The 21,461-nt window shown below is 72.8% G+C and carries 17 protein-coding genes; 7 read left to right on the forward strand and 10 right to left on the reverse strand.

Annotated features, from left to right (window positions below; genetic code table 11):
* Positions 1-4: 4 nt before the first annotated feature.
* The 7 genes from ACZ6A9_RS26520 to ACZ6A9_RS26550 all read right to left on the reverse strand — a co-directional run bounded on the left by ACZ6A9_RS26520 (position 5) and on the right by ACZ6A9_RS26550 (position 8,277).
* Complete coding sequence (locus ACZ6A9_RS26520; RefSeq protein ID WP_468989909.1) at positions 5-1,834, reverse strand: gamma-glutamyltransferase family protein; 1,830 nt, start codon at positions 1,832-1,834, stop codon at positions 5-7.
* A 209-nt stretch (positions 1,835-2,043) separates the two neighbouring features.
* The gene (locus ACZ6A9_RS26525) at positions 2,044-2,718 is read right to left on the reverse strand and encodes an N-acetylmannosamine-6-phosphate 2-epimerase (RefSeq protein ID WP_468989912.1); all 675 of its coding nucleotides are present in this window, start codon (positions 2,716-2,718) and stop codon (positions 2,044-2,046) included.
* Positions 2,715-3,680, reverse strand: a complete 966-nt coding sequence (locus ACZ6A9_RS26530; RefSeq protein ID WP_468989914.1) for an ROK family protein — start codon at positions 3,678-3,680, stop codon at positions 2,715-2,717. The genes ACZ6A9_RS26525 and ACZ6A9_RS26530 overlap by 4 nt, the downstream gene beginning before the upstream one ends.
* Positions 3,677-4,636, reverse strand: coding sequence for a dihydrodipicolinate synthase family protein (locus tag ACZ6A9_RS26535; RefSeq protein ID WP_468989916.1), 960 nt, complete (start codon positions 4,634-4,636; stop codon positions 3,677-3,679). Before ACZ6A9_RS26535 ends, ACZ6A9_RS26530 begins: the two co-directional genes overlap by 4 nt.
* An 87-nt stretch (positions 4,637-4,723) precedes the next feature.
* Positions 4,724-6,208, reverse strand: a complete 1,485-nt coding sequence (locus ACZ6A9_RS26540; RefSeq protein ID WP_468989918.1) for an exo-alpha-sialidase — start codon at positions 6,206-6,208, stop codon at positions 4,724-4,726.
* 24 nt (positions 6,209-6,232) lie between these two features.
* Positions 6,233-7,255, reverse strand: coding sequence for an acetylxylan esterase (locus tag ACZ6A9_RS26545; RefSeq protein ID WP_468989921.1), 1,023 nt, complete (start codon positions 7,253-7,255; stop codon positions 6,233-6,235).
* A 269-nt stretch (positions 7,256-7,524) separates the two neighbouring features.
* Complete coding sequence (locus ACZ6A9_RS26550) at positions 7,525-8,277, reverse strand: FadR/GntR family transcriptional regulator (RefSeq protein WP_468989923.1); 753 nt, start codon at positions 8,275-8,277, stop codon at positions 7,525-7,527.
* Between the two features lie 137 nt (positions 8,278-8,414).
* On the opposite strand from ACZ6A9_RS26550, the gene ACZ6A9_RS26555 reads away from it, so the two are divergent.
* The 7 genes from ACZ6A9_RS26555 to ACZ6A9_RS26585 all read left to right on the forward strand — a co-directional run bounded on the left by ACZ6A9_RS26555 (position 8,415) and on the right by ACZ6A9_RS26585 (position 17,477).
* Positions 8,415-10,034: an ABC transporter substrate-binding protein gene (locus tag ACZ6A9_RS26555; RefSeq protein WP_468989926.1), complete on the forward strand. Its 1,620-nt coding sequence runs from the start codon at positions 8,415-8,417 to the stop codon at positions 10,032-10,034.
* Between the two features lie 76 nt (positions 10,035-10,110).
* A complete protein-coding gene (locus ACZ6A9_RS26560; RefSeq protein ID WP_468989928.1) occupies positions 10,111-11,061 on the forward strand; it encodes an ABC transporter permease in 951 nt (316 codons plus the stop codon).
* Positions 11,061-13,034, forward strand: coding sequence for a dipeptide/oligopeptide/nickel ABC transporter permease/ATP-binding protein (locus ACZ6A9_RS26565; protein ID WP_468989930.1), 1,974 nt, complete (start codon positions 11,061-11,063; stop codon positions 13,032-13,034). Before ACZ6A9_RS26560 ends, ACZ6A9_RS26565 begins: the two co-directional genes overlap by 1 nt.
* Entirely contained in the window at positions 13,031-14,041 is a 1,011-nt protein-coding gene (locus ACZ6A9_RS26570; protein WP_468989932.1) for an oligopeptide/dipeptide ABC transporter ATP-binding protein, read from the forward strand. Before ACZ6A9_RS26565 ends, ACZ6A9_RS26570 begins: the two co-directional genes overlap by 4 nt.
* A 260-nt stretch (positions 14,042-14,301) precedes the next feature.
* Positions 14,302-15,366 carry a lipoate--protein ligase family protein gene (locus ACZ6A9_RS26575; RefSeq protein ID WP_468989935.1) on the forward strand — a complete coding sequence of 355 codons (1,065 nt, stop codon included), beginning with the start codon at positions 14,302-14,304 and terminating at the stop codon, positions 15,364-15,366.
* Positions 15,367-15,548: 182 nt separating this feature from the next.
* Positions 15,549-16,205: a hypothetical protein gene (locus ACZ6A9_RS26580; protein WP_468989938.1), complete on the forward strand. Its 657-nt coding sequence runs from the start codon at positions 15,549-15,551 to the stop codon at positions 16,203-16,205.
* A gap of 357 nt (positions 16,206-16,562) precedes the next feature.
* A complete protein-coding gene (locus ACZ6A9_RS26585; protein ID WP_468989940.1) occupies positions 16,563-17,477 on the forward strand; it encodes a CAP domain-containing protein in 915 nt (304 codons plus the stop codon).
* A 12-nt stretch (positions 17,478-17,489) separates the two neighbouring features.
* Here ACZ6A9_RS26585 and ACZ6A9_RS26590 read toward each other — a convergent pair whose 3' ends face one another.
* Genes ACZ6A9_RS26590 through hydA form a run of 3 tightly spaced genes read right to left on the reverse strand, consistent with a single transcriptional unit; the run spans position 17,490 to position 21,458 of the window.
* Positions 17,490-19,013 carry an NCS1 family nucleobase:cation symporter-1 gene (locus ACZ6A9_RS26590; RefSeq protein ID WP_468989942.1) on the reverse strand — a complete coding sequence of 508 codons (1,524 nt, stop codon included), beginning with the start codon at positions 19,011-19,013 and terminating at the stop codon, positions 17,490-17,492.
* A 28-nt stretch (positions 19,014-19,041) separates the two neighbouring features.
* Positions 19,042-20,043: a TIGR03842 family LLM class F420-dependent oxidoreductase gene (locus ACZ6A9_RS26595; protein WP_468989946.1), complete on the reverse strand. Its 1,002-nt coding sequence runs from the start codon at positions 20,041-20,043 to the stop codon at positions 19,042-19,044.
* A gap of 11 nt (positions 20,044-20,054) precedes the next feature.
* Complete coding sequence (gene hydA / locus ACZ6A9_RS26600; protein ID WP_468989948.1) at positions 20,055-21,458, reverse strand: dihydropyrimidinase; 1,404 nt, start codon at positions 21,456-21,458, stop codon at positions 20,055-20,057.
* Positions 21,459-21,461: the final 3 nt, after the last annotated feature.

Raw genomic sequence — 21,461 nt, forward strand, 5'->3', positions numbered from 1 at the left:
GGGCTCAGCGGCCCACCGCGTAGCCCTGCTGCCCGCGCGGGTTCGCGGCCGCGGAGAGGACGCCGGTGGCGGGGTCCCGTGCGACGGCGCAGAGCCGGCCCTCCGACCAGGCGTCGCCGACGGTGACCTGGTGGCCGCGCCGGCGCAGCGCGTCCACCACCGCCGGGTCCGTGCGGGACTCGACGGTGACGCTGCCGGGACGCATGCCCCGCGGGTAGAAGGAGCCGGGGAAGCTGTCGTTGTGCCAGTTCGGGGCGTCGATCGCACCCTGCAGGTCGAGGCCGCCGCGCACCTTCGCGCCCAGGACGACGGCGAGGAGGAAGTGCAGCTGCCACTGGTCCTGCTGGTCCCCGCCGGGCGTGCCGAACGCCATGACGGGCACGCCGTCGCGCAGCGCGAGGGACGGGGTGAGGGTGGTGCGGGGCCTGCGGCCGGGGGTGAGGGTGTTGGGCAGGCCCTCCTCCAGCCAGGTCATCTGCAGGCGGGTGCCGAGCGGGAAGCCCAGTTCGGGCACGACCGGGTTGGACTGGAGCCAGCCGCCGCTGGGGGTGGCCGCGATCATGTTGCCCCAGCGGTCGACGACGTCCAGGTGGCAGGTGTCGCCCCGGGTGCCGCCGTCGGTGCGGACCTCGGGTTCGCCGGGCACGGGGGACGTGGGGCTCTTGGCGACGGTGGGCTCGCCGACGCCCATCGGGCTGAAGTCCGGGTCCCCGGTGACCACCAGCCGCGCGTGGGCGCTCAGTCGCGGAGTACGTCCGCCGGGGCTGCCGGGGCGCAGGTCGTGGGAAGCGCGCGGGCCGACCGCGGTCCGCCGCTCGGCGTTGTACTCGGCCGACAGCAGGTCGTCGAGCGGCACCTCGGCGGCGTCCCCGTACCAGGCCTCACGGTCGGCCATGGCGAGCTTGCAGCCCTCGATCAGCAGGTGCAGGTAGTCGGCGGAGCCGGGGCGGGGCAGCTCCGGCGGCAGCAGGGCGAGTTGCTGGAGCAGGACCGGTCCCTGGCTCCAGGGCCCGGCCTTGCACACGGTCCAGCCACCGTAGTCGTACGTCACCGGGGCCTCGTAGGTCGCGGACCAGCCGGCGAGGTCGGCGGCGGTGAGGGTGCCGCTGTGGTGCTCGCCGCTGGTGTCCAGGGTGGGGCGCCGCGACTGGCGGACCAGGGCCTCGGCGATGAAGCCGGTCCGCCACACCTCCCGCGCCGCCTCTATCCGCGCCTCGCGGTCCCCGGCTCCCGCGGTCGCGGCGAGCAGCCGTTTCCAGGTGGCGGCCAGGGTGGGGTTGCGCAGCAGCTCACCCGGGCGCGGGGAGCGGCCGCCGGGCAGGTACACCTCGGCGGAGGACGTCCACTGCGTCTCGAACAGTTCGCGCACGGTCTCGACGGTCTCGCCGACGCGCTCCACGGGCGGGTGTCCGTGCTCGGCGTAGCCGATGGCGTACTTCAGGACGTCGGCGAGGGACTTGGTGCCGTGGTCGCGCAGCAGCAGCATCCAGGCGTCGAAGGCGCCGGGCACGGCCGCGGCGAGCGGTCCGGTGCCGGGGACCAGGTCCAGGCCGAGCCCCTTGTAGTGGGCGACGGTCGCCCCGGCCGGTGCGACGCCCTGCCCGCACAGCACCCGCACCTCCCCGCCGGCCGGCGCGAGCAGGATCGGCACCTCGCCGGCCGGTCCGTTGAGGTGCGGTTCGACGACGTGCAGGACGAAGGCCCCGGCCACGGCCGCGTCGTAGGCGTTGCCGCCGTCCTCCAGTACCGCCATCGCCGACTGCGAGGCCAGCCAGTGCGTGGAGGACACCATGCCGAAGGTGCCCTGGAGGGTGGGACGGGTGGTGAACTGCATCTCTCACCTCGGTGTGCGCCGGTGACCTCGGGCCTCGAACAGGCAGCAGGCTATCGACCGGGGGTGGGCGGCGGTGCCGTGGGCGTGTCAGGGGCCGGTGAAGGTCTGCGCGGCGCGGACCGGGCGCGGGCGGGCGCTTCGGCGGGAGGCCGGTGGGCGTCCCGCCCGGCGTGAGGCGTTTCGCCGTCCGGCCCCCCGGCCGGGGTCCTTCAGGGTGCGAGGGCGGTCGCGAACGTCCGGGTCAGGGCGGTCGGGGCGGTGATCGCGGTGCCCACGACGACGCTGTGGGCGCCCGCCCGCAGGGCGCGGGCGGCCTGCTCCGGGGTCGCGATGCGGCCCTCGGCGATCACGGGGACGTCGATCGCGGCGGCGAGGTCGGCGACGAGGGCCAGGTCGGGGGCGGTCTGCACGGGCGAGCCGGGCACGTAGCCGGAGAGGGTCGTGCCCACGAAGTCGGCGCCCCGCCCGGCGGCTTCGCGGCCCTCGTCGAAGGTCGACACGTCGGCCATGACCAGGGCGCCGGCCGCGTGGACGGCCTCGACGAGGTCGGCGAAGGTGCTGCCGTCGGGGCGGGGGCGGGCGGTGGCGTCGGCCGCCACGACCGCCGCGCCCGCGTCCACCAGGGCGAGGGCGTGGCGCACGGTCGGGGTGATGAAGACGCCGCTGTCGCCGTCCTTCCACAGGCCGATCACCGGGAGGTCCACGGCGGCGACGGTGGCGGCGACCACCTCCGGGTCGTTGACCCGCACGGCCGCGGCGCCGCCCGTCCGGGCCGCGAGGGTCATGCGGACCAGGGTGTCGGTGTGCCGCATCGGGTCGCCGGGCGGGGCCTGGCAGGAGACGATCAGTCGGCCCTCGAGGGCGTCGGCCAGGGGCGGGGTCATCGCGGGGCTCCGGTCGTGTGGGGGTGGTGCAGGGGCAGGGTGCGGGTGAGCGCGGCCGCGCCGAGGACGGCGGCGTCGGCTCCGCCGCGGGGCGGTACGGGCCGCAGCTTCCGCAAGGGGGGCATGAGTTCGGCGGCGAACGCCGCGTCCAGCGCGTCGAGGTAGCGGGCGCCGATGCGGGGCACTCCGCCGGCGACGACCACGCGGTCGGCCCCCAGGGCGTTGGCGAGGCCGCCCAGGGCGCGGCCGACGGCCCGGGCGCCGAGCGCGATGGCCGCGGTGGCGTGCGGCTCGCCCTCGGCGGCGCGGGCGGCGACCCTTTCCAGGCGGTCCGCGGGGAGTCCGCTCATCCGGGTGTAGTGGGCGGTGATGCCGGGGCCGGCGGCGATCGCCTCCAGGTGCCCGGTGGCGCCGCAGGTGCAGGGCAGTCCCTCGGCCTCGGGGCTCGGGAGGTGGCCGAGGTGCCCGGCGATGCCGGCCGCCCCGTGCAGCATGCGCCCGTCCACGGCGACGGCGCCGCCCACACCGGTGCCGACGGCGGCGTAGATCAGGGTCGTCCCGGATCCGCTGCCGCCCGGGTGCGGGCCGGACAGTTCCGTGGCCGCCGCCGCGCGTACGTCGTTGTCGCAGGCGACCGGGAGGCCGGTGCGGGCGACGAGGCCGGCGGCCAGAGCGGTGCCCGCCCAGCCGCGGATGGTGTCGGTGGCGCTGGTGACGGTTCCGGTGACGGGGTCGACGACTCCCGCGGCGGCGACCCCGATCGCGGTGGCCGCGGGTGTCCACACCGCGCGGGCCTGCCTGGCCAGCGCGTCGAGCACCGCCTCCGCCCCCGCTGTCGCCGGGGTGGGCAGGGAGTGCCGGGCCAGGACGGTGCCGTCGCCCGCGACGAGAGCGGCGGCGATCTTCGTGCCGCCGAGGTCGAGGCCGATCACCGGTGCGCCGCCGGGAGCGTGTGCCGTCATCGGACCGGGAGCAGGCCGGCGCCGCGCAGCCGCTCCTCGACGAGGGCGACGGAGGCGTCGCCGAGCTGGACCTGCGGGGCGGCGGTGGTGCCCTCGGCGAACACCCCGAGCAGGCGCAGCGCGTGCTTGAACGCGCCGATGGCGGAGGAGTTGCGGCCCATCTCGTCCTCCGGTCCGGCGTCGACCATGCCGAACAGTTCGACCAGCCGCTCCTGTTCCTTGACGGCGCCGTCGACGTCACCGCCGCGGACGGCGTCGTAGAGGCGTACGTAACCGGCGGGGTCCACGTTGCCGAGGCCGGGCACGACGCCGTCGGCGCCGGCCAGCAGGGCGGCGTCCACGGTGAGTTCGGAGCCGGTGAGGATGCTGAAGGCGGGGGCGGGGCCGTCGGCGCGGCCGTGGCGTCCGCCGAGTTCGACGATGAGCCGGCGCAGCCCGCCCTCGTCGCCGCTGCTGTCCTTGAGGCCGGCCAGCGTGCCGTCCTCGGCGAGTTCGCGGAGCAGGGTGGCGGAGAGCTTGCTGTGCACGGAGACCGGCAGGTCGTAGGCGTACAGGGGCAGGCCGACGCGGGAGCGCAGGGTCCGGAAGTGGTGCGCGATCTCGACGGGGTGGGTGCGGGCGTAGAAGGGCGCGGTCGCGACCAGGGCGTCGGCGCCCGCCTCGCGGGCGGCCTCGGCGTGGACGAGGACGCGGGGCGTGGTCATGTCGATGACGCCGGCGAGGACGGGGACGCGGCCCGCGGCGGCCTCGACGACGGTCCGCAGCGTCACCTCCCGCTGCCGGTCGGTGAGGAAGGCGACCTCGCTGCTGGAGCCCAGGGCGAACAGCCCGTGCACTCCCCCGTTCACGAGGTGTTCCACGTGCCGGGCGAGCGAGACGGTGTCGACGTCGCCCGACGCATCCAGGGGGGTGCAGACGGGCGGCACGACGCCGCGGAGGGGCTGGGACGAGGACATGGTGACTCCTGGGCTGTGCGGACGGTGGTACGGGGAGGGCGGGCCGCCCGCGGCCGGTGGGGTGCGGGCGGCCCGGCGGCGGGGCCGCTAGGGTGCGGTCACGGTGAGCGTGTGGTCACCGTAGGACCGCTGGGAGCCGCGCACGAGGTAGGTGGCGGTCGTCGGCACGGCGCCCGCGGTGGCGTTCGCCGGGACGGTGACGGGGATCCTCATGTTGGCGCCCTGACCGGGCTTGAGCGCGGGCACGGTGACGGCCGGGGCGCTCCAGCCGGAGGGCAGGGTGAGGGAGACCGATCCCGAAGGCAGGTCCTTGTCGTTCTGGCTGACGACGCGGACGGTGACCTCGGTGGTCCTCCCGGCGGGCAGGGAGGCGGGCGGGGTGATCGTGACGGGCGCGCAGACGCCGCCGAGCCACTGCAGGTCGAAGGACGAGTAGGTGATGTGCTGGTAGTTGGCGCGCTCCCACAGCATGCCCACCCGGTCGTCGCCCATGGTGCCGCTGCCGAGCGGGGTGAGCGTGGAGTAGGCGGCCGAGCCGGCTTCGGCGGTCCTGCGGACCGGCCAGTTCTGCCCGTTGTCGCAGGAGAGCCGTACGGTGAGGTTGCTGCGGCTGTTGGTGGTCGCCGTGTTGCTGAACATCAGCCACCGCGCCCGCGGGTGCGTCGCGGGCACGTCCGGGGCGAAGCGCATGACGGAGCCGTTGTTGGCGGGGTCGGGGAGCTCCTTGTCCTGCTGGAACGGCGTGTAGGTGACACCGCCGTCGCTGGAGTACGCGACCGTGCGGTAGGGAGCGGAGCGGTTGTTGAGCATGACACGGCCGTCGGAGAGTTCGACGGTCTTGTTCTCGTCGCCGCCGGGGCCGACGGGGGTGCCCATCCTCCAGGTGGCCCCGTGGTCGTCGCTGTAGGCGCTGACGGCGTAGTTGGCCCCGTTGTTGCGGATGGCGTACTGCTGGATCAGGCGGCCCTTGTGGGTGCCGTGCCGCAACTGGATGCCCTCGCCGGAGGCGGCGAACATGCCGGCCCAGGCGGGGTTCTTGATCTCGGCGGTGATCCGCTCGTGCTTCCAGGTCAGGCCGTCGTCGTCGGAGTAGCTGTAGTCGGCCTGGAGGACGTTGGGGTCGCTCTCGTCGTTGCCGGTGGCCGAGCCGAAGAAGCCCTGGTTCACGGAGGCGGCGTAGAAGACGAAGACGCGGCCGGTCTCCCGGTCGACGAGGAGGCTGGGGTCGCCGAAGCCTTTGGGGGCGGCCTCCTTGCGGACCACCTGCTGGGCCTGCCAGGTGGCGCCGCCGTCGGTGCTGCGGCGCAGCACCACGCTCAGGTTGCCGGGCAGGTCGCCGAGGGTGGGGCGGGCGTCGTACGCCGCGAGGAGGGTGCCCTTGGTGGTGCGGGTCAGGGCGGGGATGCGGTAGTAGGGGGAGCCGGTGCCCGCGGTGGCGATGTTCTGCGAGGTGAGGGTGTTGGGGGCGAAGGCAGCCTGCTGGTCGGCCGTGTGCGCGGCGGGCGTGCCGGCGGCCAGGAGGGCCAGGGTCGCGACCGCGGTGGCGGTGGCCAGGGTGGCTCTACGCTGCATGAACGGGCCTCTTCTCGGGAGGGGTCAGGCGAGTTGGGGATCGTGCAGGGTGGAGATGGCTGGGTCGTCGAGGGTGTGGGGTGAGGTGAGCAGGTCCCGGACCCAGGCGAGCTGCTCACGCCGGTGGTGGCCTCCGCCGCCCTCGTGGCCGTTGAACTCGTAGACCCGCAGGTCCTTGGCGCCGCCGTAGCGGTGGTAGGCGGCGAAGCAGGTGGACGGCGGGCAGACGGCGTCCATCATGGCGATGGAGAACAGCGAGGGGGCGGTGGCGCGGGAGGCCAGCAGCGCCGCGTCCATGTAGGACAGGGTGGTGAGGACGGTCTCGGTGCGGTCGCGGTACAGGCTCAGGTATTCCGCGATCTCGGTGTAGGGGGGTGCGCCGGCGACCAGGGCGCCCCGGCGGATGTCGCACAGGAACGGGGTGTCGGGCATGACGCCCGCCAGGCCCGGGACGAGCCCGGCGACCGCGAGGGAGATGCCGCCGCCCTGGCTGTGTCCGGTGACCACGACCCGGTCGGGGTCGACCGCCGGGTGGGCGCGGGCGGCCTCGGTGAAGCGCACCGCGTCGGTGTAGACGCGCCGGTAGTAGTGGTGGTCCGGGCTGTCCACGCCGCGGGTCAGGAAGCCGGGTACGTCACCGTTCAGGGAGACGGTGTCGGGGGTGTCGCCGCCGGCGGTGGACCAGCCCTGGCCGCGGGTGTCCATGATGAAGTGCGCGTGGCCGGCGTTGGCCCACAGGACCTGCTCGTGCGGCAGGCCGCGGCCTCGTCCGTAGCCGAGGAACTCCACGACGCAGCCGAGCGGCCGGTCCGCACCGGCGGGCAGGTGCAGCCAGCCCCGTACGGGCTCGCCCGCGAAACCGGGTACGGACACGTCGTAGGTCGTGATCTGGGTCAGGCCCGAGTCCACGGGGGTGAACCGCGGGGTTCCGCCGGCCGCCCGGGCCGTGCGCAGGGTGCGGTCCCAGAACGCGTCGAGGTCGGCGGGTTCGTCGAGGTCGGGCCGGAGTGCCAGGCACTGGGCGAGGGTGAGGTCCGTCAGTGGCATGGAGGGGCCCCGTCGGGTGAGGCGTGCGCGCGGCGCAGCGCAACGGCTGGAGCTGAGAGCAGACGTCTGATGTCTGCTGTCCTGGGACCCTAGAGATCGGCGAGTCGGCCGTCAAGTGCCCCGCCCCGCCGGCCGGCCGGAGGGTGGTGAGCCGGCCGTGCGCGATCCCGCGCGGCCGGTCGCCGCGCGCCGCCGGCGGCCCGGCACGGGGCACGAAGCGGCGGAGGCGGCCCCGCGCCGGGACCGCCTCCGCCGTGGAAACACGCCGGTCAGCGCCGGGCCCGGGCCTCCGCGATCCGGTGCCGCACGGGCGCGTAGTGCTCGGTGAGGGCGGTCGCGAACTCGGCCGGGTTCCGGTCCCGCACGGCGTCCACGATGCGCTGGTGGTTGGCGATGGTCGCCGCCTCGTGTTCGTGCGTGAAGACGTCGAGGTGCGGCGCGACGATGACGTAGACGTCCCAGAACGCCGCGGAGAGCTGCCCGATGAGGTCGTTGCCGAGCGGGGCGACGAGCAGCGTGTGGAAGGCGCGGTCGGCCTCGACGAAGCCGTGCCCCTCACCGGCGCCCGCCGTGCGCATCTGGTCGACGAGGGCCGCCAGCCGGTCGATCTGCTCGTCGCTGAGGGACTCCACCAGCCGCTCCGCCATGCCGCGCTCGAACAGCTCGCGCACCTCGACGAGGTCGCTCATCACCTGGAAGTCGTCGTCGGGGCTGAGCAGACCGCGGAAGGTGAGGCTCTCCACCAGGGCGGACAGGCTCAGCCGGCCCACGTAGGTGCCGTGACCGTGCCGCACCTCGACGATGTCGAGCGCGGTGAGGATCCGGATGGCCTCCCGCACGCTGGAGCGACTGGCGCCGAGCGCCTCGCACAGGGCCGGCTCGGTCGGCAGCGGATCGCCGGGGCGCAGCTCGTTGCGCAAAATGTACGACTTGATGCCGTCCACGACCTCCTGCCGCAACGGTTGTCGTGCCGCCTTCGGCTCCGGCGCATCATGCCGAATCGCCCTTTGTCCCACCGCCACCTCTTGACCCCTCTCCCTTGCCCGACTACGTTCCCACGCTATCAAGCATCAGACATCAGACGTCTGATGCATCCTCGACGGGTACATTCGCGCCATCCCCGTCGCACAGAATCAGCCAGTCCGCATCCTCGCCCGTCATGACTCCCCGCCAGGAGGGTTCCTTGTCCCCGCGCAGCGCATCCGGCGTCGACCGCCGCACCTTCATGAGATACACCAGCGCCCTCGGTGTGGCGACCGCGATCACCGCAGGCCTGTCCGCCTGCGGAGGCCCGGGCAGCAACAGCGAGAACTCCGGCGGTTCCGGCGGCAGCACCGACACCATCGAAGCCGGGCTGTCCTACCCGCTCTCCACGGGCTTCGACCCCATGATCACCTCCGGTGCGACCCCCTTCGCCGCCAACATGCACATCTTCGAGGGCCTGGTCGACCTCGACCCGGCCACTCTGGTCGCCCGCCCGACGCTGGCCACCGGGATGCCGCAGAAGATCAACGCGACCACGTACCGGGCCACCCTCCGCAAGGGTGCCACCTTCCACGACGGCTCGGCGGTCACCGCGGACGACGTGGTGTTCAGCTTCGAGCGGGTCCTCGACCCGAAGAACGCCTCGCTGATGGCGCAGTTCGTGCCCTTCATCGACCAGGTGAAGGCGGTCGACGAGAGCACGGTGGAGTTCAAGCTGAAGTACGCCTTCGCGCTCTTCCCCTCGCGCATATCCGTGGTGCGCATCGTGCCGAAGAAGATCGCCGGCGCCGACCCCAAGGCCTTCGACGCCAAGCCGGTCGGCTCGGGCCCGTACCGCTTCGTCTCCGCGGTCCGCGAGGACAAGATCGTCATGGAGGCGTACGACAAGTACAACGGCCCCCACCCCGCCAAGGCCAAGAAGATGGTCTGGCGTCTGATCTCCGACCCGTCCGCCCGGGTCAGCGCGCTCAAGTCAGGCCGGGTGCAGGCCATCGAGGACGTCCCCTACATCGACGTCCAGGGCATCACCGGCAAGGACAAGGTCGAGTCCGTCCAGTCCTTCGGGCTGCTCTTCCTGATGTTCAACACCGCAGACAAGCGCTTCGCGGACAAGCGGGTGCGTCAGGCGCTGCGGTACGCCCTGGACACCGAGAAGATCATCTCCACCGCCCTGCTGGGCAACGCCGAGGCGGCCACCGGGTACGTGCCGGCCCCGCACCCCGACTACCACAAGGCCGCCACCGTCTACGAGCACGACCCGGCCAAGGCCAGGAAGCTCCTCGCCGACGCGGGCGTGGGCAAGCTCTCCTTCACCCTGCTGCTCACCGACAACGGCTGGGTCAAGGACATCGCGCCCCTGATCAAGGAGAGCTGGGCGGCGGTCGGTGTCGAGGCGAAGCTGGACATCCAGCAGTCCGCCGCGCAGTACGCCAAGATCGACAAGGGCACGTTCGAGGCCCTGGCCGCGCCGGGCGACCCGTCCGTCTTCGGCAACGACGCCGACCTGCTGCTGCGCTGGTTCTACTACGGCTTCTGGCCGGAGAAGCGCTACGGCTGGGCGGGCAGCGCCGCCTACAAGCAGGTCAAGTCGCTGCTGGACAAGGCCGCGGCGGAGGCCGACGAGGCGAAGCGCAAGGCGCTGTGGGGCCAGGTGACCGACCTGGTCGCCGAGGAGGCCGCCCTGTATCCGGTGCTGCACCGCAAGCTGCCCACCGCCTGGCGCGACGGGACGCTGACGGGGTTCAAGCCACTGCCCACCACCGGGCTGTCCTTCATCGGCGTCGGCCGCGCCTGACCCCGCACGCCCAGGCCGGCGGGCCGCCGCGCCTTGCCGGGCGGCGGCCCCCGCCCCAATCACTAGGAACCTCACGATGGTTGCTTTTCTCCGGCTCGCGCTGCGCCGCGTCGCGATGATGCCGGTGATGATCCTCGGTATCGCCCTGCTGGTCTTCGTGGTCCTGCAGTTCTCGCCGGCCGACCCCGCGTACAACGCGCTCGGCGACAGCGCGAGTCCCGAGGCGCGTGCCGCGTTCGCCGAGGAGCACGGCCTGAACGACCCTCTGCCCGTCAGGTACTTCGCCTTCCTCGGTGATCTGGTGCAGGGGGACCTCGGTGTCACCGTGGCGCCCAGCCAGCCCGTCGCCGACCGGATCGCCACCGCGTTCCCGCTCACCCTCCAGCTGACGCTCCTCGGCCTCTCGCTGGCCATCGTGCTGGCCCTGGTCTTCGGCGTCTTCAGCGCCGTGTACCGCGACCGCTGGCCCGACCAGGCCTTCCGGGTGCTGTCGATGATCGGCATCGCCCTGCCCTCGTTCTGGCTCGGTGTGCTGCTCATCCAGCAGTTCGCGCTGAACATGCAGGTCCTCCCGACCGGCGGCTACGTCAACCCGGCCGACTCCTTCTCCGGCTGGCTGGAGAGCCTCGCCCTGCCGGCCGTCGCCCTCGCCCTGCCGGTCGCCTCCTCGCTGGCCCGGCTGATCCGCACCTCGATGGTCGCCGAACTCGACCGCGACTACGTGCGCACCGCCCGCGGCAGCGGCCTGCCACCGTTCATGATCATCCGGTCGGTGCTGCGCAACTCCCTGATCACCCCGCTGACCGTGCTCGGCGTCAAGGTGGGCTACATGCTCAGCGGCGCCGTCGTCATCGAGGCGATCTTCGACCTGCCCGGCATGGGCAAGCTGATCCTCGAAGGCGTCAACGGCGGCGACGTCGGGCTGGTCCAGGGCACCGTGCTCACCATCGCCATCGCCTTCCTCGTGGTCAACGTGATCGTCGACCTGCTCTACCTGCTCGTCAACCCGCGCATCAGGACGGTGTGATGTTCGCCCCACGCTCCCTCGCCGAGCGGCTCCGGCCCGGCACCCGCCTGCGTCGCCTGCCCCTGACCTCCCGGATCGCCTTCGGGGTCCTCCTCGTCGTCGTCCTGGGCGCGGTGTTCGCGCCGCTGCTCACCCAGGACCCGCTCGCCACCGGCGTCCCGGCCCAGCCGCCCGGCGCCGACCACTGGTTCGGCACCGACCGGGCCGGCCGCGACGTGTTCGCCCGGGTCGTGCACGGCGCCCGCTACTCCCTCGTCATCGGTTTCGGCGCGACCCTCCTCGCGCTGGCCATCGGCTCGTTCCTGGGTGCCCTGGCGGCCACCTCGCGCAAGTTCGCCGACGAGTCGGTGATGCGCACGCTGGACGTCGTCATGTCGTTCCCGCCGATCGCGCTCGCCGCCGTACTGGTCGCCGTGTTCGGCCCCAGCGTCCCGGTCATCATCTTCACCATCGCCTTCGTCTACTCCCCCTCGCTCGCCCGGGTCGTCCGGGCCAACGTGCTGGAGCAGTACGGTGAGGACTACGTCGCCGCCGAGCAGGTGATCGGCGCCCGGCGCCACTACATCGTCGCCCGGCACGTCGCCGTCAACTGTGCCGCGCCGGTGCTGGTGTTCGCGACCGTGATGGTGGCCGACTCGATCATCTTCGAGGCAAGCCTGTCCTTCATCGGCGCCGGTGTGCAGGATCCCGACCCCAGCTGGGGCAGCGTGCTGGCCTACGGCCGGCAGATCCTGCTGTCGGGCGGCTGGTGGGCGACCCTCTTCCCCGGCCTGTGCCTGCTGATCACGGTGCTCGCGCTGAACGTCCTGTCGGAGGGCATGACGGACGCCGCCGCCTCCCCCGACAAGGCCCGCGCCGACGGCGGCGACACCGTCGAGAAGACCGCCGCCGCCGAGCCGGCCGCCGACCGGGCCGCGGCGGACGCCGCGCTCGCCGAGCTCGCCGCACGGATCGAGGCGACGGAGCCGGCCGTCCCGCCGCTGGCCGACGACGCCCCCGACCTGCTGGTCGTCCGTGACCTGTCCATCCGCTTCCCCGACCGCTACGGCGACATCCGTGTGGTCGACGGCATCTCCTTCGCCGTCCGCGAGGGTGAGACCCTGGGTCTGGTCGGCGAGTCCGGCTGCGGCAAGTCCATCACCAGTCTCGCCGTCATGGGTCTGCTGGCACGCAACGCCGAGGCCGAGGGCGAGATCCTCTACCGCGGCCGCGACCTGCTGACGATGTCGCCCAAGGAGCGCCGGGCCCTGATGGGTCCGGAGATCGCGATGGTCTACCAGGACGCCATGTCGTCCCTGAACCCGTCCGTCCTGATCGGCACCCAGCTCAAGCGTCTCACCTCGCGCGGCGGCACCCGCACCCCCGCCGAACTGCTGGAACTGGTCGGCCTCTCCCCCGAGCGCACCCTGCGCAGCTACCCGCACGAGCTCTCCGGCGGCCAGCGCCAGCGCGTGCTCATCGCCATGGCGCTCTCCCGCAGCCCGCGGCTGCTGATCGCCGACGAGCCGACGACCGCGCTGGACGTGACCGTGCAGGCCCAGGTCGTCGAACTGCTCGTCGAGCTGCGCGACGAGCTCGGGTTCGCCATGGTCCTGGTCTCCCACGACCTGGCCCTGGTCGGCGACCTCGCCCACCGGGTCGCGGTGATGTACGCCGGTCAGGTCGCCGAGGCCGGGGACACCCGCTCCCTGCTGACGGACCCGGCGCACCACTACAGCCGGGGTCTGCTCGGCTCCGTCGTCTCGCTGGAGGCGGGCGCGGAGCGGCTGCACCAGATCCGCGGCGTGGTGCCCGCGCCCAAGGCGTTCGGTGCCGGCTGCCGGTTCGCCTCCCGCTGCACCGCCGCCACCGGCCTGTGCGCCACCACCCCGCCGCCCGCCGCCGACCGCGACGGCGGACGCGACCACCTCTTCGCCTGCCACCACCCGGCGCCGGCGCGTCCGTCGGCCAAGTCGCTGGAGGGTGCCCGATGACCGCCCCGGAGGACACCATGGACCCGCTCGTGCGGCTGGACCGCATCCACGTCCGGCACAAGGCACGCAGCGGCGGCATCCTGCGCCGGGACGCCGTGCACGCCCTGACGGACGTCTCCGTGGAGGTCCGGCGCGGCGAGATCCTCGGCCTGGTCGGCGAGTCGGGCTGCGGCAAGTCCACCCTGGCCCGGGTCGTCACCGGGCTCCAGCGCCCGACCGAGGGCCAGGTGTACTTCAAGGGCCAGGACCTCTGGCGGATGCCCGCCGCGGAACGCCGCAGCCGGTTCGGTGCCAGCGTCGGCGTCGTCTTCCAGGACCCCTCGACGGCCCTGAACCCGCGGCTGCCCGTGCGCCGGATCCTGCGCGACCCGCTGGACGTGCACGGGCGCGGCACCCGCACGGACCGCGACCGGCGCGTGGAGGAACTGCTGGACCTGGTCGGCCTGCCCGGGCACACCCTGGAGGCGCTGCCCGGCCAGCTGTCCGGCGGTCAGCGCCAGCGCGTGGCGATCGCCCGCGCGCTGGCCCTGGAGCCGGAGCTGATCGTGGCCGACGAGCCCACCAGCGCCCTGGACGTGTCGGTGCGCGCCCAGATCCTCAACCTCCTGGTGGACCTGCGCGCGCGGCTCGGTCTGGCCATGGTCTTCATCTCCCACGACGTGCAGACCGTGCGCTACCTGGCCGACCGCATCGCGGTGCTCTACCTCGGCCGTGTGGTGGAGGAGGGGCGGGCCGCCCAGGTCTCCGGCGCGTCCCGTCACCCGTACACCGAGGCGCTGCTGTCGGCCACGCCCAGCCTGCTGGAGCGTCCCGAGCGGATCGTGCTGCACGGCCCGGTGCCCTCGGCGACCAATCCGCCCTCCGGCTGTCCGTTCCGCACCCGCTGCTGGAAGGCGGACGACGCGTGCGCCGGCGCGTTCCCGGAGGCGTCCGACGGCCCGGACGGGCACCGCTGGCACTGCGTGCACCCCCAGCCGGCCCCGTCGGGGACCACCGTCAGCGTCTGACCGCCCCGGCGCCGCCGACGGACACCGGCGGGTACGGGCCCCGTCCCGCCCCCGCCGGTGTCCGTCGGATGCCGTCCGAGGCCGGCACCGGTCGGCACTCTCCGATCTCGAAACGCCATGGTGAACAAGGGACTTGAGCCGCGGAGGGCCATCGGACGGTCACGGCGGGCCCGGTCGGCACGCGGACGCGGGTCAGGGGGCGGGGAACACGTCCGCGGTTGCCGGTGTTGACGCCGGCGGTAGGGACGAAAGGCGGAGCCGTGCACGGTGAGTACAAGGTTCCCGGCGGCAAGCTGGTCGTCGTGGACGTGGACGTGGAGGACGGCGTGCTGCGCCGCGCGCGCGTGGCGGGCGACTTCTTCCTCGAACCCGACGAGGCGCTCGAAGCGGTGAACCGCGCCCTGGACGGCGCGCCGGCCGACACCGACGCCGCCGGTCTGGCGGCCCGGATCGACGCGGCCCTCCCCGAGGGGACCGTGATGTACGGGCTCACCTCGGAGGGCGTAGGGATCGCGGTGCGCCGCGCGCTGGCCCACGCCACCGACTGGACCGACTACGACTGGCAGCTGATCCACGAGAGCCCGCAGCCCCCCGCGCTGCACATGGCCCTGGACGAGGTGCTGACCGCCGAGGTCGCCGCCGGCCGGCGGCCGCCGACGCTGCGGGTGTGGGAGTGGGGCGCCCCCGCGGTGATCATCGGCAGTTTCCAGTCGCTGGGCAACGAGGTCGACCCCGAGGGCGCCCGACGCCACGGCATCGAGGTCGTGCGCCGCATCTCCGGCGGCGGCGCGATGTTCGTCGAGCCCGGCAACACGATCACCTACTCGCTGTCGGTGCCCGAGGCGCTGGTGCAGGGGCTGTCGTTCCAGGACAGCTACGCCTACCTCGACGACTGGGTGCTCGGCGCGCTCGGCGAGATGGGGATCCGCGCCTGGTACCAGCCGCTGAACGACATCGCCACCGACCAGGGCAAGATCGCCGGCGCCGCGCAGAAGCGGCTCGTGGGTCAGGACGGCGGTCCCGGAGCGGTGCTGCACCACGTGACGATGGCGTACGACATCGACGCCGACAAGATGCTCGAAGTGCTGCGGATCGGGCGGGAGAAGCTGTCCGACAAGGGCACCAGGAGCGCGAAGAAGCGGGTGGATCCGCTGCGCCGGCAGACCGGTCTGCCGCGCGAGGCCGTCATCGACCGGATGATCGGCTCCTTCCGCGCCCGGTACGGGCTCGCCTCCGGGAAGGTGACGGACGAGGAGCTGTCGCGCGCACGGGAGTTGGCGCGGACGAAGTTCACCTCGCCGGAGTGGATCGCTCGCGTCCCCTGACGCACACCCACATGGCCTGTTTCCCACAGGAATCGAAGCAACCGGGTGCCCCGGACGGTACGCCCCCGTCACCACGCGCCTACGGAGCGAGTTGACACTTCCGCGCCACCGCGATGCGTGTGACACTGGCGTCCCGTCCGCAGTGCGGACCCCTTCCGCACCAACCCCACGAGAAGTGCGCCGTGCGTTCCTTTCCTCTGCCGATCGCCCTGACCGCGCGCCTGTCCCCGGTGGTCGTCCTCGCCGCGGCGGGATGGGCGCTGTCCTCCGGCCCGCCGGAGGCCGCCGCGAACAAGCCGACCGAGAAGACGCAGACCCAGTCCGCGTCCACCCCGTCACAGACCCAGGCGGTGAAGACGTACGCCGCCGCGCCCGCGCCGTGCGGCAGCGTCACCGAGAAGAGCGTCAAGTCCCTGGTGCCGGGCGCCAAGACGGCCGGCAAGGAGATACCGTCCACGGACGCGAAGCTGCGCCGCACCTGTTCCTGGAACGCCCTCAAGGGCTACGAGTACCGCTGGCTCGACGTGTCCTACGAGGTGCTGGAGTCGGACGAGGCGGCGGAGCGGTCGTACCAGGGGCGGGTGGAGGAGAGGAGCGGCGGGGGCGAGGTGCCCGGGCTCGGGGACGCGGCCTACTCGGTCGTGAACCTCACCACCGAGGACAAGCAGCAGACGCGTGAGGGCGTGGTGCTGGCACGGGCCTCCAACGCGCTGGTGATCGTGACGTACAACGGCAGCGACTTCGAGTCGAAGAAGGCGCCGGCCACGGACGAGATCAACAAGGGCGCGATCAAGGCCGCCAAGGAGGCGGTCGCCGCCCTGGGGAACGCTCCGGAGTGATCCGGAGTTGATGGTTCCGTGACATCTGTCACAGCGCGATCCCGATCTGCGCGGGGCGCTTAGTAGGAACCGCTCCGGCGACATGGGGGACTTGTCCGTCTTGCCGTGAAACCGTCCCCGGTCGGAGCGGGTGGTGGTCCGGCGGGGAGCCGGGAGCCGGGACCGCGTCGCGGCGCGGGGCGTTCTGACGAGGCGGCAGGTGTCGCGAGGAGCCCGTCACCGGGTGTCGGCACGCTCTCGCGAGCGCCGCAAGGCCCCTGTCGGTCTACGAGACGCGGTAGTAGGTGGGCCCTTTGCGCCCCGCACCCGGCCGTCCCAAGAATGACCAGCCTCCGGACAGCAGGGGTGAGGTCACTCATGGGAAAGCACCGCCATCACAAGCAGTACCGCCGGACGGTCGTCGCGGCGATGGCCGTCGGCGTCATAGGCATACCCTCGGTCGCCATGGCCTGTACCGACTGGCCCGGCGGCGGGGAACGGCAGAGCCGTGACGGCGCCGCCCGGGCCGCGGACCACGACAGCTGGGGCGGCCCCGACTGGTACCGCCAGTGGAGCGGCCAGCAGCACGGCACGCCCTCGCCGGTGCCGTCGGGCACCCCGGCCGCGACCCCGGGCGCTTCGAAGCCCGGCACCCCGAAGCCGGGCACCACCGAGCCGAGCCGCTCCAAGCCGCCGCACACGTCACGCAAGCCGTCGCACGAGCCGGCGAAGACGGCCCCCGCGGCGCCCGCGTCCCGGCCGGCCGGCACGGCTCCCGAGTCCACGACGGCCGCGCCGAAGCCCACCACGGCGGCTCCCGAGCCCACGACGGCCGCCCCGAAGCCCACCACGGCCGCCCCGAAGCCCACCACGGCCGCCCCGAAGCCCAGCGCCACCGCCTCGGCCCCCGCCGCGTCCGGTACCGTCGCCCGGGTCGTCGAGCTCGTCAACGCCGAGCGCGCCAAGGCCGGTTGCTCCGCCGTCAAGGTGAACGCCACCCTGACGCAGGCCGCGCAGAAGCACAGTGAGGACATGGCGGCGAGCGGCACCATGTCGCACACCGGCTCCGACGGCTCCGACCCCGGCGCCCGCATCACCCGCGCCGGCTACACCTGGAGCACGTACGGCGAGAACGTCGCCTACGGCTACTCCACCCCCGAGCAGGTGATGAACGGCTGGATGACCAGCCCCGGCCACAAGGCGAACATCCTCAACTGCTCCTTCGAGGAGATCGGTGTGGGTCTCGCGCAGCCCGGCAACTACTGGACGCAGGACTTCGGCACGGCCCGGTAGGCGGTCCCACGCTCAGGCGTCCCGCCGGTGCCCGGCCATCAGCGCCACGTACACCACGAGGGACGCCGCGAGACCCACCGCCCAGCCGTAGTCCGCGAGGGGCTTCAGGAAGGGGATCAGTCCGTCCTCCGGGAAGGGACCCTTGCCGGGGGCGGAGTGGGACCCGCCCACCGCGAGCACGCCGCCGACCAGGAAGGCGGCGACCGCGCGCGGGTTCCAGCCGGAGCTGTACCAGTAGCGGCCGCCGGGCGTGTACAGGTCGGGCAGGTCCAGGGCGGTGCGGCGGACGATCCAGTAGTCGGCGATGAGGATGCCGGCGACGGTGCCGAGCAGCCCGCCGACCAGGCCGAGCCAGGTGAAGATGTACAGCTCGGGCGTCTCGGTGAGCTTCCACGGCATGATCACCACGCCGACGACCCCGGTGATCAGGGCGCCGGTGCGGAAACTGATGATCCGCGGCGCCAGGTTCGCCAGGTCGTACGCCGGTGAGACCACGTTGGCCGCAATGTTCACCGAGATGGTGGCGACGAGCACCGTCACCAGCGCGAAGAGCAGTCCGAAGACGTTGTCCGTCTTGGCGGCGAGTGCGACGGGGTCCCACACCGGGGCCCCGTACACCGCCTGCGAGCCGGAGGTGACGAACACGGACAGCAGCGCGAACAGGGTCATGGTGGTGGGCAGTCCGAGTGTCTGCCCCCACACCTGGGCGCGCTGGCCCGCGCCGAAGCGGGTGAAGTCGGGGATGTTCAGGCTCAGGGTCGACCAGAAGGCGATCATGCCCATGAGGGAGGGGAAGAACACCGGCCAGAAGTCGGCGCCCCAGCCGAGCCGCGACGGCTGGTCGAGCAGCGGGCCGAGACCGCCGGCCCGGTGCGCGATCCAGGCCAGCAGGACGAACGCACCGACGATGACGAACGGCGCGGCCCAGTTCTCGAACCGCCGCAGGGTCTCCATCCCCCGGTAGATGACGGCCAGTTCGAGCGCCCAGAACAGCACGAAGCACACCCACAGCGTCCACGGCTGGCCGCCGACCTCCGACGCATTCGCCCAGCCGCCGAAGATCTTGCCGAGCAGCACGAAGATGCCCTGGCCGCCGATCCAGGTCTGGATGCCGAACCAGGCGCACGCCACCCCGGCCCGGATCATCGCCGGCAGGTTGGCGCCGCGCAGCCCGAACGAGGCGCGGGCCAGCACCGGGAACGGGATGCCGTACTTGGGTCCCGCGTGACCGGTGAGCAGCATCGGCGCGAGCACGATGACGTTGGCGAGCGCGATGGTGAACACGGCCTGCTTCCAGTCCATGCCCAGCGCGACCAGGCCGGAGGCGAGCAGCCAGGAGGGAATGTTGTGCGCCATCCCCACCCACAGCGCGGTGAAGTTGTACGTCGTCCAGCGGCGGCGGGCCAGCGGCACGGGCAGCAGGTCGTCGTTGACGAAGCGGCTGTCGGTGAGGCGGGTGCCCGGCGGGAGCTCGAGGCGTCCCGCCGGGTCGGGTATCGGTCTGTCGGACGGCGTGGGCGGGACGGTCGCGGTCATGGGCGTGCCCTTCGGCGGTGGTACCGGATCAGCGGTCGAGTGCCGGGATGATCTCCGCGCCGTACGCGTCGATCGTCGTCTCCTGCGCGTCGTGCATGTCGTAGACGGCGAACTGGTCCACGCCCAGCTCGCGCAGTGCCTTCAGCTTCTCGATGTGCGCCTCGGGCGGGCCGAGCAGGCAGAACCGGTCGACGATCTCGTCGGGCACGAAGTCCGTGGACGGGTTGCCGGCCCGCCCGTGGTGGCTGTAGTCGTAGCCGCGCCGTTCCTTGATGTAGGCGGTCAGCGCCTCGGGGACCATGCCGGAGTGCTCGCCGTAGCGGGCCACCAGGTCGGCGACGTGGTTGCCGACCATGCCGCCGAACCAGCGGCACTGCTCGCGGGCGTGCGCCAGGTCGTCACCGACGTAGGCGGGGGCGGCGACGCAGATGGTGACGGAGGCGGGATCGCGTCCCGCCTCGACGGCCGCGGCGCGTACGGCCTTCACCATCCATTCGGTCAGGTACGGGTCGGCGAGCTGCAGGATGAAGCCGTCGGCCTTGCGGCCGGTGAGGGCGAGCGCCTTGGGCCCGTACGCGGCCATCCAGACGGGCAGCTTCCCGTCGCGCACCCACGGGATCCGCAGCGGCTGCCCGTCGACCTCGGTCTCCCGCCCCTCGGCGAGGTCGCGGATCACGTCGATCGCCTCGCCCAGGCGGGCCAGGGTGTTGGGCTTGCGTCCGGCGACGCGCATCGCGGAGTCGCCGCGGCCGATGCCGCAGACGGTGCGGTTGCCGTACATGTCGTTGAGGGTGGCGAAGGTGGAGGCGGTCACCTCCCAGGTGCGGGTGCCCGGGTTGGTGACCATCGGGCCGACCTTCAGTCGCGTGGTGTGGGCGAGGATCTGGCTGTGGATGACGAAGGGTTCCTGCCACAGCACGGCGGAGTCGAAGGTCCAGCCGTGGGTGAAGCCGTTGCGTTCGGCGCGCTGCATCAGGCTGACCACCCGCGAGGCCGGCGGGTCGGTCTGCAGTACGAGTCCGAAGTCCATGCGCGGTGCTCCTAGGTGAGGTACTGGCAGGTGGCACGCGGGGTGTAGACGCCGTGTCCGGCGCGTCCGGTGTACTGCCGGTCGGTGATGACGGGGACCCCGCGCGAGAGGACCGTCTCGACGCGGCCGGTGACCCGTTCGCCCTCGTAGGCGGAGTAGTCGACGTTCATGTGGTGGGTGTCGGCGGAGATGACCTGCTCGGCGGCCGGGTCGTAGATCACGACGTCGGCGTCCGCGCCCGGTGCGAGGGTGCCCTTGCGCGGATAGAGGCCGAACATGCGGGCCGGGGTGGCGCAGGCGATCTCGATCCAGCGGCGGCGGGAGATGTGCCCGTCGACGACGGCCTGGTGGAGCAGGTCCATGCGGTTCTCCACGCCCGGGAGACCGTTGGGGATCTTGGAGAAGTCGCCGCGGCCGAGGTCCTTCTGGCCGGTGAAGCAGAAGGGGCAGTGGTCGGTGGAGACCACCTGGAGGTCGTTGGTGCGCAGGCCCCGCCAGAGCGCGGCCTGGTGCTCCTTCGGCCTGAGCGGGGTGCTGCACACGTACTTGGCGCCCTCGAAGTCCGGTTCGGCGAGGTTGTCGGTGGACAGGAACAGGTACTGCGGGCAGGTCTCGCCGAACACGTTCAGGCCCTCGTCGCGGGCCCGGGCCAGTTCGGCGACGGCCTCGGCGGCGGAGACGTGCACGACGTACAGCGGGGCGCCGGCGACCTGGGCGAGCCGGATGGCGCGGTGGGTGGCCTCGGCCTCCAGGAGGGCCTTGCGGACCTCGCCGTGGTAGCGGGGGTCGGTCTGCCCGCGGTCGAGGGCCTGTTCGACGAGGACGTCGATGGCGATGCCGTTCTCGGCGTGCATCATGATCAGCCCGCCGTTGTCGGCGGAGCGCTGCATGGCGCGCAGGATCTGGCCGTCGTCGGAGTAGAAGACGCCCGGGTAGGCCATGAACTGCTTGAAGGAGGTGACTCCCTCCTCCACGAGGTGGTCCATCTCCTTGAGCGTCCCGGCGTTGACGTCCGAGACGATCATGTGGAAGCCGTAGTCGACGGCGCAGTTGCCCTCGGCCTTGGCGTGCCAGGCGTCGAGTCCTTCGCGCAGGGTGTGGCCCACGCTCTGCACGGCGAAGTCGACGATGGTGGTGGTGCCGCCCCAGGCGGCGGCCCGGGTGCCCGTCTCGAAGGTGTCGGAGGCGAAGGTGCCGCCGAACGGCAGCTCCATGTGGGTGTGTGCGTCGACACCGCCCGGGATGACGTACTTCCCGGTGGCGTCGAGGGTGCGGCCGGCGGTGAACGCCTGTGCGGCGGGGGTGCCGGAGGCGGCGAGGGCGGCGATGCGGCCGTCCTCGATCAGGACGTCGGCGTGGATCTCGTCGGAGGCGGTGATGACGAGGCCGCCGCGGATGACGGTACGGCTGCTCATGGT

Source organism: Streptomyces sp. NPDC041124 (genome assembly GCF_055592385.1).